Origin of the sequence: Cupriavidus sp. OTU4054, from assembly GCF_038440175.1 — a bacterium.
In the GTDB taxonomy this organism is placed as follows: domain Bacteria; phylum Pseudomonadota; class Gammaproteobacteria; order Burkholderiales; family Burkholderiaceae; genus Cupriavidus; species Cupriavidus pauculus_D.
The window spans coordinates 177,883-190,965 of sequence record NZ_JASATF010000010.1 but is presented as its reverse complement, the minus strand read 5'-3'; the positions used below and the strand labels follow the sequence as shown (position 1 = coordinate 190,965).

Genomic DNA, 13,083 nt, shown 5'->3' with positions numbered 1-13,083 from the left:
CGGTCAAGGCAAGATCGGATTCGCCGTGGCCCGCGCGATGATCGCATCGGCATCGCGCTGCAGCAGGAACCGCTGCGCGACCAGATCGTTGGCGGCCGACGTGACCGCCGCCACATACCCTGCCTGATTGCCATAGAGCGATTCCAGCGATGGCCGGCCGTCTCCGGCCGCGATGCGTGCCGCGTCCGTCTTGTGGAACGGGATGAACGCGCCCGTCAGGTTCGACAGATCGACGATGCCCGGCGTGGCCACATAGTTGAACTCGATGCTGGTCCCGACCGGCACGCGTGCTTCCACGCTACGGATGCCCGCGCGCGGAATGCCCGTCGACGCGTCCACCTGCGGCACGAGTATCGCGTAGTCGTGATTGAGGTTCGTCGGTGGCAGGATCGTGGCGATGCCCGATTCGTCCTGCCGACGGTACTGCGGACCGAAGTCGAGCAGCGAATAGCCGTTGTATCGCGCCAGGTACTGGAAATCCGGAATCGCGGTACCGCCGGAGACGGGCCACGTCAGTCCCTTCATGACCGGAAACGCCACCGAACCCGGCTGCACCAGCGTGCCGTCGGCAAGCTTCGGCACCTGACTCGCGGGCGGTGCCACGCCGCGCACGACCCAGTCCTCCAGATCGAGGAACAGCGCGCGGAACGTGTCGTTGTGATGGATCACGGTGCCCGCCGGATAGACGTTGCGCGACGGGGCGAACGCGATGCTCGCGGTACCGCCCGCGCCGCCATGCTGCGTCCCCGTGTAGTAGTAGATGCGCGCGTTGTCGGGCTGCGTCAGATCTTTGGTGCCATTGGCATCGGTCAGCACGGGCGAGCCCTGCAGTTGCCAGAACTCGGTGCCGGACAGGCCGAGGAAGAACTTCGGGCAGGTATTGGTCGCCGAGCAGCGCGCCATGACACCGCCACGCTGGCCCGAGATGTCATCGACGTAGTCCTTGTCGAGTCCGCGCGGCGCGGTCTGGCCGAATGCCGTATGGTCGGTACGCAGGCCACCGCCGCCGCCGGGCACCGCAAAGCGCGTATTGACGTTGGTCTGCCGCGCGGCCACATGCGCATAGATCCCGTCGAAGACCTTGCCGCCGTCGAGCGCCTGATTGAAGCCCAGATGCAGGAACGTCTTCATCGCATTGCCCGACTGCGATGTGCCCTGCCCGATCGTATTGGTAATGCGCCCCGCCACCGGATTCGGCGTACCGGCGCTGTCGGCCGTCTTGCCGCGGAAGAAGCTCACCGTATCGCGCAGCGCGGCCAGGCCCACGCCCATGACCTTCGGATCCTTGGCCACGTACACGAGTTCGTAGAGGTAGGCCGGATCGAAACCGCCGCGCAGGCAGATGCTGGCCGGGTCCGGCGTGCCCGGGAATGGATGGGTGCCCGCATCGCATGTGGCGAACTTCCAGTCGCCGGCGGGAATGGGCACGCGCGCGTCGGTCTCGTTCGCGCGGCGCGTGAGCGAGTAACCGGGCAGCGTGTTGTCGAGGCTCGCCGGTGCGTACGGGAGCATGGTGCCGTTGAAGACGCCGCCCGGCAATGTCATGGACGGCGACGCGGCGGCCGGCACGAGTTCGCTGCGGTAGGGTCCGGTAATCGACGTGCCATCGGCGTTCTTCGCCACGGGCACCGTTACGGTCAGCCGCGCGGCGCTGGACTTCGGCACATCGCCCTGCCACGCCGAATACAGCAGTACATAGCCGCGCTCGAGATACACCGCATCGCTCGGCGTGGTCGCCGGGTTGACCATCGTCAGGATATTGCCGCGATTCGGCGCGTCGTAGCGCAGCACGCCGCTGGCCTTGCTCATGTCCTTCGGCTTGAGCATCACGAAGTCCGCGGTGTACTCGACCATGCCGTTGGCATTGACCGGCGCAAGCGCGAGGTCCTGAATGATCGCGTTCTTCGGGTCCCTGGGATCGACTTCGCCGCTGATGGTGCCGGTCAGTTGTTCGTATTGGCCCACGCCGCCGTAACTGCCGGGCATATCCTGCGTGGCCGTGATCTTCAGCGTCATCGACGGCGCTCGCGTCGTCGGCGTGCCGCCTCCGGGACTGCCGCCACCGCCGGCGCCGTTGTCATCGCTGCCGCCGCACGCGCCCAGCAACAGCGCTCCGGCAATCGTGCCCGCGAGCGCGCACGTCTTCCTCAGGTGTGTGAACACCTTCGCCATTTGATGTCTCCTCGTTCGTGGTTTCCGTTACGTGACGTCACCTTCGAACTGGAGTCTATGCGCAGCGAATTAAGCTGATAAATTGATTGTTTGGATGAATTTATCGGAAAGACCGATAGCCACAATCAGAACTTCGGAATCCGCAGCGTCTTGCTGATCATCAGCGAACCCGAGAGGACGAACAGCAGCGCCATCGGATGCAGCGCGGCCGGGCCGAGTTGCCAGACGCCGCCGTAGAGCGCGTCGGCGAGCCGGCCCTCCGATGCGCACCATGCCAGCACGCCGGTCAACACGACGCTCGTGGGAATCGGCGTGCCTTCGAAGTACTTGACCTTGGCGGTGCCCGCGGAGAGCGTTTCGGCGGTGACGTTGAAGCGCGCGAGGCGGCTTACGCCGCAGCAGACGAAGTACGCGAGCGCGATCAGGTCCCACCCGCCGCGCATCCCGGCGGCGAATGCCAGCGTGGCGGGCGCCACGCCGAACGAGATGATGTCCGACAGCGAATCGAGTTCGCGGCCCAGCGCGGAATGCGCGTGGCGCCAGCGCGCGATGCGGCCGTCGAGGACGTCGAAAATAAAAGCGGCCGGCGCAAACGCGGCGGCCACGTAGAAATGCATCAATGACGCTTCGGCGACGTAGAACATCGCGAAGAACACGGCGCCCATGCCGCATGCGGCGTTCGCCAGCGTGAAGAAGTCCGCCAGCTGCAGGTCGCGCAGCATCGAGAAGTGTCTGGGGCGCTCGGTCGAAGTCGTCATGGGTGTCCGGAATCGGCCGCGGCGATCAGACCACGGTGGTTACGTGATAGACGTTGGGCGGCGCGGCAAACGAATCGCCGACCAGCTTGCGCCACGTCTGAAAGTCCTCCGATTCGCGGAAATGCACCATATGGTCTTCCACGGTCTCCCAGCCGACCACGAGCGTGTATTGCTGCGGCTGCTCGATCGAGCGCTGCAGGTTCATGCTGTGGCAACCGCGCGCGCGTGCGAACAGCGGCTTGGCCTGGACGACGCCCGCTTCGAACTGCGCCTCCATGCCGGGCTTGACGGTGATCTGTGCGATTTCGTGAATCATGGTCTCGGTCTCTCTGGTGAAACGCCATGCAAGCGGCGTGCCGTGTACCTTAGCAGATCGCGGGCGACGATGTCGTGCCCCATTTGCCGTACCCGAGGCCGCACCTTACCTGTCGATGTCGCGACATTTGAAAAATTTCTAGCCGGCGCCCCGCTGCCGCAGCAATCCCCCGACGAGGTACACCACCACGAGCGCGTTGGCGACGGCGAGGCCGATATGCAGGACCGTCGGGTGACGCACGGCCTCGTAGAACTCCACCGGAATATAGATGCCGCCCGACCACACGCCTATCCACTTGCCCCATGGCAGGTTGTGCCACAGTCCATAGGCTTCCGCGAATCGCATCAGCGCGTAGACCGCTGCGGAACCGCCGATCGCCCACAGCCGGCCGTCGGTCGGATGCGCCATCAGGGACAGAAAAATGGTCGGATAACGGCTCGCCGGATTGACGTGGAGGCGTGCCACGATCTGCTCCGCGATGGCCTGCGCATCGCGATGCAGCAGGGCCACGATGCCGATGCCGGCGAGTATCACGAGCGCGCCCTTGGCGGCTTCGAACAGCGCGATGCCGCGCAGGCCCAGTGCGGAGGAGGCGTGTGCCATGGCGATGGGAAGAATGTCGAAAGGTCGACATTGTGCAACATCCGCGACATCTGCATCACCACAACCTGTCACCAGAACCTATCGCCGCGACTCCCGCTCCACGATCGGCCCGTCGGCATCGATGCCGCCGCCCGACTCGATCGCGCCATCGACGGTGATGGGCCCATCCACCTGCAGGTCGCCATGCACGATCATCGTGCCGTGGATCGTCACCGGGCCGTTGAACTCCTTGTACAGCGTGCGATGCGGCGGGCGCGGATAGCCGCCGCCGGGCGTGGCCAGCCAGCCCGCGGTGATCGGACCGCTCGCGTGCACGTTGCCGTCCACGCTCAGGTTGCCGTGTACCGTCACCGGCCCGCGCACGCGCGCGGAGCCTCCCACCGCAATCGAGCCCGCAACGGTCGGTTGCGCGATCGCCGTTGCCGTCATGGCGAGGGTGACGAAGGCAACGAGAGCGACGGACGCGACGCCCCATGCCATCCAGTGCTTTTGCCGCATGCTGCGCCCTCCCAAAACGAAACTGGCGCGATGCTTCCAGTCTAGTGCTCTGGAAGCATCGCGCCAGCAAGGCGAGTGCAACGGTTCGTAACGCCGCGCTTAGTTGGATGCGGTCGTCTTCACCTTGGCACCGTCGTTCGAGGCGACCGCCTCCTGCAACGGTCCCCAGCCACCGCCAAGGCTACGCACCAGCGACACCGTCGCCGACGCACGCAGCCCCGCCACCGTATTCGCATCGCGCTGCGACTGCAGCACCGTGCGATCGGCGTCGATCACGGTCAGGTAATCGACCGCACCCGCGTCATAGCGGCTGCGCGAAATACGCTGCGCGCGCTTGGCGCCGGCGATGGCGGTGTCCAGCGCCGCGTTCTGCTGGCTCAGCCAGCGCACGTCGGCCAGGCTGTCCTCGACCTCGCGGAACGCGGTCAGCACGGTCTGGCGATACGTGGCGACCGATTCCTCGTGCGCCGCGCGCGCACCGGCCAGGTTCGCGCTATTGCGGCCACCGTCGAACACGGTCTGCGCCAGCGTCGAACCCACGAGCGGCCCGATTGCCCACGCACGCGACGAGTACTTGAACAGATCGGCGAAGTTCGACGACTCGAAGCCGAAGAACGCGGACAGCGAGATGCGCGGGAAGAACGCGGCGCGCGCCACGCCGATACGCGCGTTGGCGGCAGCCATCTGACGCTCGGCCTGCGCGATGTCGGGACGACGCTCGAGCAGTTCGGACGGCAGACCGGCCGGCACCGACAGCGGCGTCAGCTGGAGCGGGCGCGGCGTCAGCGCGAACTGGGCGGGCGCGAGGCCCGTCAGCACGGCCAGGCCATGCTCCTGGTTCGCGCGGCGACGCTCGGTCGCGGCCAGATCGGCGCGCGCGGTACCGAGTTCGGCCTCGGCACGGGCCGGGTCGAGATCGGTGGTTTCGCCCGCCTCATACCGCTTGCGCAGCAGCGACAACGCATCCTCGCGGAGCTTGATGGTGGCCTGCAGGATCTCGCGATCGCTGTCGAGCGTGCGCAGGTTGAAGTAGGCCTGCGCCACGTCCGCCTGCAGCGCAAGCTGCACCGAGCGGAACAGGTCGTCGGCCGCTTCGCCGTCGGCACGTGCCGCCGCCACGTTGCTGGCCACGCGACCGAACAGATCGAGCTCGTAGCTGGCAATCGCACGGGCGCGCACCAGGGTCTGGATCGGCGGCGTGGCGCCGGTACCCAGATAGCTCACCGAGGCCGCCGAATACTGCGTGCGGGTCGGATCGATGCCGACGCTGAGCTGCGGGTACAGGTCCGCTTCGGTCGCACCGGTGATCGCGCGCGCCTGCTTCACGCGCGCGGCCGCCGCCGCGAGGTCCTGGTTGCTGGAGTTGGCGGCATCGACCAGACGATTGAGGTCGTCGTCGCCGAACACCTTCCACCACTCCCCGCGCGCCTGGCCATCGGCCGGCGTCGCGGTCTTCCACTGGATGCCTTCGGCCTGCGCGGCCTCGGCTTCCTTGAACGTTGCCGCGGTGGCCGTCTCCGGCACCTTGTACGTCGGCGCCAGCGAGCAGCCCGCCAGCACCAGCGCGGCGGCCAGCGTGGCCAGGCGGGGCAACTGGTTGGTCAGTTGGGCAATCATGGTTGTTCTCTCGTTTGGATTCTTGTCATGTCACTCGGCCGAAGCGATCGCTTCCGATGCGCCGCCCTTGTGGGCAGCCGCTTCGCGGCGCTCGCGGCGCGTGGCCAGCAGGCGCAGCGACACGTAGAACACCGGCGTCAGGAACAGGCCGAAGAACGTCACGCCGAGCATGCCCGCGAACACCGCCACACCCATCGCATGACGCATTTCCGCGCCGGCGCCGGTGGAGACCACGAGCGGCACCACACCCATGATGAACGCGAACGACGTCATCAGAATCGGGCGCAGACGCAGGCGGCTGGCTTCGATGGCGGCCTGGACCACGGTACGGCCGTGATGCTCGAGCTCCCGTGCGAACTCCACGATCAGGATCGCGTTCTTCGCTGACAGCCCCACAAGCACGATGAAGCCGATCTGCGTGAAGATGTTGTTGTCGCCACGGGTCAGCCACACACCGGTCATGGCGGCGAGCAGGCTCATCGGCACGATCAGGATCACCGCGAGCGGCATCGTCAGGCTTTCATACTGCGCGGCCAGCACCAGGAACACGAGCAGCACGCACAGCGGGAAGATCCAGATGCCCGCATTGCCGGCCAGGATGTCCTGGTACGTCAGGTCGGTCCACTCGAACTTGATCCCCTTCGGCAGCGTTTCCGCGGCCACGCGTTCCACGGCAGCCTGCGCCTGGCCCGACGAGAAGCCCGGAGCCGGACCGCCGTTGATGTCGGCGGCGGTGAACGCGTTATAGCGCACCACGCTATCCGGACCGAAGCCCTGCTTCACCTTGACCAGCGACGACAGCGGCACCATCTCGCCCGACTGGTTGCGGACCTTCAGCTGCAGGATGTCCTCGGCGTGCGCGCGGAACTGCGCATCCGCCTGCACCTTCACCTGATACGTACGGCCGAACTTGTTGAAGTCGTTCGCATAGGTCGAGCCCAGGTACGTCTGCAGCGTGTCGAACACGTCCGTCACGGGCACGCCCAGCTGCTTGGCCTTCACGCGATCCAGCTGAACGTCGAGCTGCGGCACGTTGATCTGGTAGTTGGAGAACAGACCAGCGAGCTCCGGCGTGGCGCGAGCCTTGCCGAGGAACGCATTGGTCGCGTCGAACAGCGCGTCGTAACCGAGCGCCTGACGGTCCTCGATCATCATCTTGAAACCACCGATCGTACCGAGGCCCTGCACCGGCGGCGGCGGGAACACGGCGATAAACGCGTCCTGGATGCCGGCACCGTACTTCTGGTTCAGCGCGGCGGCAATGGCGTCACCCGACAGGTCCTTCGACTTGCGCTCGTCGAACGGCTTCAGCGTCGCGAACACGATGCCCTGGCTCGGGCTGTTCACGAAACCGTTGATCGACAGGCCCGGGAAGGCCACGGCCGATTCCACGCCCGGTTGCTTGAGCGCGATCTCCGACATGCGGCGGATCACGTCCTCGGTGCGGTCCAGCGTCGCGCCGTCAGGCAGCTTGGCGAAGCTCACCAGATACTGCTTGTCCTGCGCGGGCACGAAGCCCTTCGGCACCATCTGGAAAATGCCCCAGGTGGCGACCAGCAGCACCGCATAGACGCCGAACACGGCGGTCTTGCGGCCGATCACACCGGTCACGCCCTTGCCGTAGTTCTCGCTGCTGCGATGGAAGAAGCGGTTGAAGCGCTTGAAGAAGCCGCCCAGCACGCGATCCATCGCACGCGTCAGCCAGTCCTTCGGTGCATCGTGGCCTCGCAGCAGCAGCGCGGACAGGGCCGGCGACAGCGTCAGCGAGTTGAAGGCCGAGATGATCGTCGAGATGGAGATCGTCAGCGCGAACTGCTTGTAGAACTGGCCGGTCAGGCCCGTCATGAAGCCCAGCGGCACGAACACCGCGCACAGCGTCAGCGCGATCGCGATGATCGGGCCGCTCACTTCGCGCATGGCCTTGTATGTGGCTTCCTTCGGCGGTAATCCTTCCTCGATGTTCCGCTCGACGTTTTCCACCACCACGATCGCGTCGTCCACCACGATACCGATGGCCAGCACGAGGCCGAACAGCGACAGCGCGTTGATGGAGAAGCCAAACGCATGCATCAGGCCGAACGTACCGACGATCGACACCGGCACCGCCAGCAGCGGGATGATCGATGCGCGCCACGTCTGCAGGAACAGGATCACCACGAGCACCACGAGCGCAATCGCCTCGAACAGCGTATGCACCACGGCCTCGATACTGTGACGCACGAACTGCGTCGGGTCATACACGATGCTGTAGTCCACGCCATCGGGGAAGCCTTCCTTCAGCTCCTCCATGGTCTTGCGGACGTCGTCCGAGATCTGGATCGCGTTGGAGCCCGGCGACTGGAAGATCGGCAGCGCCACGGCGGACTTGTTGTCCAGCAGCGAGCGCAGCGCGTATTCCGACGCGCCGAGTTCGATGCGCGCGATGTCCTTCAGGTACGTGACCGCGCCATCGGGCGAGCTCTTGACGACGATGTCGCCAAACTCCTCGACGGTCTGCAGGCGGCCCTGCGCGTTCACCGACAGTTGCAGGTCGGTACCCGGCAGCGACGGCGACTGGCCGATCACGCCGGCCGCCACCTGCACGTTCTGCTCGCGGATCGCGCGCACCACGTCGGAGGCGGACAGCTGACGCTCGGCAATCTTCTCCGGGTTCAGCCAGACGCGCATCGAGTAGTCACCCGAACCGAACATCTGCACCTGGCCGACGCCCTGGATCCGCGCGAGGCGGTCCTTGACGTTGATCAGCGCGTAGTTGCGCAGGTACGTCATGTCGTAGCGGTCGTTCGGCGACACCAGGTGGACCACCATGGTGAGGTCGGGCGAGCTCTTGACAGTCGTGATACCCAGACGGCGCACGTCCTCGGGCAGACGCGGCTCGGCTTGCGCCACCCGGTTCTGCACGAGCACCTGTGCCTTGTCGGGATCGGTGCCAAGCTTGAACGTCACAGTCAGCGTCAGCGAACCGTCGCTGTTGGCCTGCGAGTTCATGTACAGCATGTCCTCGACGCCGTTGATCTGCTCTTCCAGCGGCGTGGCCACCGTTTCGGCGATCACCTTCGGGTTGGCGCCCGGGAACTGCGCGCGCACAACGACCGACGGCGGTACCACTTCCGGGTACTCCGAGATCGGTAGCTTGAACATCGAGATGGCGCCGATCAGGAAGATCAGCACCGACAGCACGCCCGCAAAAATCGGGCGATCGATAAAGAATTTCGAGAGATTCATCTTGGTCTCGGCGAAAGCGCTTCCCCCTGGCAGTCCGCCTGGGCGGACGCCATCGACAACACGGGAAGTTCTGGTCTACGTGGGCTCTGGCGGGAAAGCGCTTAGCTCACCGGTTTTGCCGCGGGCTTCTCGTTGCCACCGACAACCTGCTCGGCAGCCTTGTCGGCCTGCTCTGCCTGCTTCGGTGCATTCGCATTAGCCTTGGGCTGGAGTTCGCTGCGGAATGCCATATCGACAACCTTCGGGGCGACGGTATCGCCCGGACGCACGCGCTGCAGGCCGTTCACGACGATGTTCTCGCCGGGGGTCAGGCCCTTGCGGATCACGCGCAGCCCGTCGTACGACGGTCCGAGGTCCACCTCGCGGTAGCCGAGCTTGTTGTCCTTGCCGACCACCAGCACGAACTTCTTGCCCTGATCGGTGCCCACGGCGCGATCGTTGATCAGCACGGCCGGATGCGGCGTGCCGCCACCGAGCTTGACCTTCGCGTACAGGCCCGGCAGCAGGCGGCCATCGTCGTTGTTGAAGACGGCGCGCATGCGGATGGTGCCGCTACGCGTATCCAGGCGGTTGTCCACCCACTGCACCTTGCCTTCGCGCGGGTTGCCGTCTTCGTCGGCCAGACCCAGGAAGACCGGCAGATCCTTCTTGCCGCCGCCCGCGCCCGGCGCCGTGAAGCGCAGATAGCTCTGCTCGTCCACGTCGAAGCTCGCGTAGATCGGCGAGACCGACACCACCGTCGTCAGCGCCGGCGACGACGCGCCTGCCGCCACGAGGTTGCCCACCGTGATTTCCGCCTTCGACACACGCCCCGCCACCGGCGCGACGATGCGCGTGTAGCTGAGGTTCAGCCGCGCGGACTCGAGCGCCGCCTGCGCGCCGCGTACGTCGGCACCGGTTTCGCTGGCCGTATTGATGCGCTCGTCGTATTCGCGCTTGGAAATCGCGTTGTCGTCCAGCAGGCGCTGCGCACGTGCCTTCTCGGTCTGCGCATGCGAGGCGCGGACCTGCGCGGCGGCCAGTGCCGCTTCCGCGCGCGCCACTTCGGCGGCGTACGGACGCGGGTCGATCGTAAAGAGCGGGTCGCCCTTCTTCACGATCGCGCCTTCACGGAAATGCACGGTGTCGATGGTGCCGGAGACGCGCGGACGAATCTCCACGCGATCGACGGCCTCCATGCGGCCCGAGAACTCATCCCATTCCGTGATCGTCTTGCCGACCACGGCGGCGACTTCCACGGCCGGTGCCGGCGGGGTTGCTGTGTTGGCCTGCGCTTCGCCCCCATGCCACGGACGCAGGACCGAGGTTGCCACGCCAATACCGAGAACCGCCACGATGGCAACGGCAATCAGCGTGCGTCGAGACTGGTGATTCATGTTTTCTTCACTCCGTGTTTCTGTCGGGTTTTCTTCAACTGAAAGCAAAAAATGGCCGAACGCTTCCCGCCGGGTCCGAAGGCCCGGAAAAAAGGGGGGATACCGTGTGTACGTCGCAGGACCCGGCCGAACAGCCGCGCCTATGCCGCTACCTTTACGGCGATTGCCAGCATGAAAGACTGCTGGCCTCTAATCCGGTCGCTCTATGCGCCGGACCGGCGTTCGGGCCGGGATGAGGCGTCGTCGCCCTGCGCAAAACACGCGCGCAGGAATCGCGCACCTTCGTTGACCCATGCCTGGCAACTCTCATGGGACTGTTCCACCCCGTCGCCACAGGCGCCGGGCATGATCATGGTCTCGGCCGGCACTCCGGCCTTGCGCAGGCGCTCGGCGAACGCTTCGCCCTCCGCCCGCAATGCATCCAGTTCGGCCACCTGCACGAGCGCCGGGGGAAGTCCGCCCAGCCTCGAAGCCAGCGCCGGCGCGGCATACGGGTGCACGCTATCCGCCGGCGTCGGCAGGTAGTCTCGATAATTGCACGCTAATTGCTGCAACATTTCCATCGACACACGGCGAGGACCGGCCGTGCACGATGCATGCTGCAGGCATGGGTCCGTCACCGGTCGAATCAGCCATTGACCCGCCGGTTGCGGCAATCCCCGATCGCGCAGCATCTGCGACAGCGCGATCGCCAGGTTGCCCCCGGCTTCTTCTCCAACGACTGCAAAGCGCGACTTGTCTACCTTCAGGCGCCGTGCGTGCTTGAGCACCCACGCCACCGTATTCACGGCATCTTCCGGCGCGGCCGGAAACGGATGGTCGGGCGCCAGCGAATAGCCCGGCGTCACCACCACGGCGGGCACCGTGCTGGCCAGATCCGCCGCCAGCTCGCATGCCGCCTCGCAATCGCTCTGCACGAAACCGCCCGCATGGAGGTACACGAGCCAGGGCAGCAGTCCGCTGCTCGCCTGCGCGCCGCCCGGGGCATATCCCGGAGGGTAACTCACCCATACGGAGATCGTACGTTCACCGCTCACCACCTCATGCTGCGCGACCCGCGCCCCTGCCTTGATCGTCTTTCCGCCCGACTTGCCGGGTTCCTTCCCTTGTTCCACAAGGGCTACCGGTTGGGTCGAGCTGATTGTCTTGGACATTTGGCTGGTGCCGCGGCGTGCGTCCACGGGCGGCGATCATGTGTTGCGATGCAACGAATTATGGTGATTGTCGGGGATGGGATAAAGCAAGAGATTGCCAACGCACTGTTTCTGAGGTGGAATAATCGGCGGATCATCGTGATACGGGCACCTTTCCGGTGCCTTCGCGCCACCAATACGGGCTGGATCGCGCCAATCGGTACCCATTCCCTTGAAAAGGACGGCCTAAATGTGATTCACTGCCGTGCTTTCCAGCGCCGATCATCCAAAGACAGGGCTCCGCCACGGCCCGCCGCAGGGAAGTCACACGGGGGAAGCAACACCATGGATCGTCTAGTCTCAATGCAGGCATTCACACGGGTGGTGGATGTCGGCAGCTTTGCCCGCGCGGCCGAATCGCTCGACCTGCCCAAGGCCACCCTGACCCGCCTGATCCAGAATCTGGAAACCCACCTCGGGGTCAAGCTGCTGCACCGTACCACACGCCGCATCAGCGTGACGACCGATGGCGCTGCCTATTACGAACGCTGCGTGCGGATTCTCGCGGACGTCGAGGAAGCCGAGCAATCGCTGACCCGGCACAACAATTCGCCACGTGGGACGTTATGCGTGGACACGGTAGCAGGCCTCGCGCAGATGGTCATCATCCCCCATTTGCAGGAGTTCTTCGAGGCCTACCCCGAGCTCAAGCTCGAACTGACGCTCAACGGCAAACCCATCGACCTGCTCAAGGAAGGCGTGGACGTGGTGCTGCGCGTCGGCAACCTGCTGGACGAAAGCATGGTCGCGCGCCGCATCGGCGTGCTGAAGCTCGGAATGTACGCGTCCCCGATCTATCTGCGCCGTCATGGCACGCCGACCAATCTGACCGAGCTGGCCCAGCACAAGGCCGTGAACTACCTGTCCAACCGCACGGGACGCGAGATGCCGTGGCCCCTCACGCGCGGCGACGAGCAGGGCGAGATCCTGCTGCCGTCGGTGATCTCGACCAACGACGCCGAGGTCTACCTGGGCTGCACGCTGGAAGGCCATGGCATCTCGCGGATCTCGCGCGCGATGGCCGAGCCCTATGTCGCCAGCGGCAGGCTCGTCGAGGTCATGCCCGACTGGCAGACCGAAGAACTGCCGATCTCGGCGATGTATCCGCAGAACCGCCACCTTTCGGCCAAAGTCCGCGTGTTCGTCAACTGGGCGGCCGACCTGTTCTCGAAGCATCCGCACTTCGGCGCCGCGCAGCAGCCCTCCACGCGCGACGCGATCCGCGCGCTGGCCGCGGCGGGCTGAGAGCCTTCGTCACCCTTCGGCGCGCCCGTCTCCGGGCGGTCTGGCCTGAGGCCCGCATCGTGCGCATCGTGCGCATTGTC

10 protein-coding genes are annotated in these 13,083 nt (G+C 65.7%); 1 reads left to right on the top strand and 9 read right to left on the bottom strand.

What is annotated here, in order from left to right:
- Nucleotides 1-3: 3 nt before the first annotated feature.
- From AAHB16_RS14475 to AAHB16_RS14435, 9 genes are all read right to left on the bottom strand, one after another.
- Nucleotides 4-2,172: an alpha/beta hydrolase domain-containing protein gene (locus AAHB16_RS14475; RefSeq protein ID WP_150374669.1), complete on the bottom strand. Its 2,169-nt coding sequence runs from the start codon at nucleotides 2,170-2,172 to the stop codon at nucleotides 4-6.
- A 125-nt stretch (nucleotides 2,173-2,297) separates the two neighbouring features.
- Nucleotides 2,298-2,930, bottom strand: a complete 633-nt coding sequence (locus tag AAHB16_RS14470; RefSeq protein ID WP_342051198.1) for a CDP-alcohol phosphatidyltransferase family protein — start codon at nucleotides 2,928-2,930, stop codon at nucleotides 2,298-2,300.
- A 25-nt stretch (nucleotides 2,931-2,955) separates the two neighbouring features.
- A complete protein-coding gene (locus AAHB16_RS14465; protein WP_342051197.1) occupies nucleotides 2,956-3,246 on the bottom strand; it encodes an antibiotic biosynthesis monooxygenase family protein in 291 nt (96 codons plus the stop codon).
- Nucleotides 3,247-3,384: 138 nt separating this feature from the next.
- Nucleotides 3,385-3,849, bottom strand: a complete 465-nt coding sequence (locus AAHB16_RS14460; protein ID WP_150374672.1) for a DUF2127 domain-containing protein — start codon at nucleotides 3,847-3,849, stop codon at nucleotides 3,385-3,387.
- A gap of 78 nt (nucleotides 3,850-3,927) precedes the next feature.
- On the bottom strand, nucleotides 3,928-4,347 hold the full coding sequence (locus AAHB16_RS14455) for a hypothetical protein (protein ID WP_223851733.1): 420 nt from the start codon (nucleotides 4,345-4,347) through the stop codon (nucleotides 3,928-3,930).
- A 99-nt stretch (nucleotides 4,348-4,446) separates the two neighbouring features.
- A complete protein-coding gene (locus AAHB16_RS14450) occupies nucleotides 4,447-5,964 on the bottom strand; it encodes an efflux transporter outer membrane subunit (protein WP_150374673.1) in 1,518 nt (505 codons plus the stop codon).
- A 30-nt stretch (nucleotides 5,965-5,994) separates the two neighbouring features.
- Nucleotides 5,995-9,189, bottom strand: a complete 3,195-nt coding sequence (locus AAHB16_RS14445) for an efflux RND transporter permease subunit (RefSeq protein WP_150374674.1) — start codon at nucleotides 9,187-9,189, stop codon at nucleotides 5,995-5,997.
- 101 nt (nucleotides 9,190-9,290) lie between these two features.
- On the bottom strand, nucleotides 9,291-10,565 hold the full coding sequence (locus AAHB16_RS14440; protein ID WP_150374675.1) for an efflux RND transporter periplasmic adaptor subunit: 1,275 nt from the start codon (nucleotides 10,563-10,565) through the stop codon (nucleotides 9,291-9,293).
- 203 nt (nucleotides 10,566-10,768) lie between these two features.
- Nucleotides 10,769-11,719 (bottom strand): alpha/beta hydrolase, encoded by a 951-nt coding sequence (locus AAHB16_RS14435; RefSeq protein ID WP_342051196.1) that lies wholly within the window; start codon nucleotides 11,717-11,719, stop codon nucleotides 10,769-10,771.
- Nucleotides 11,720-12,043: 324 nt separating this feature from the next.
- Between AAHB16_RS14435 and AAHB16_RS14430 the strand changes: the two genes are divergently transcribed.
- Entirely contained in the window at nucleotides 12,044-13,003 is a 960-nt protein-coding gene (locus AAHB16_RS14430; RefSeq protein ID WP_150374677.1) for a LysR family transcriptional regulator, read from the top strand.
- Nucleotides 13,004-13,083: the final 80 nt, after the last annotated feature.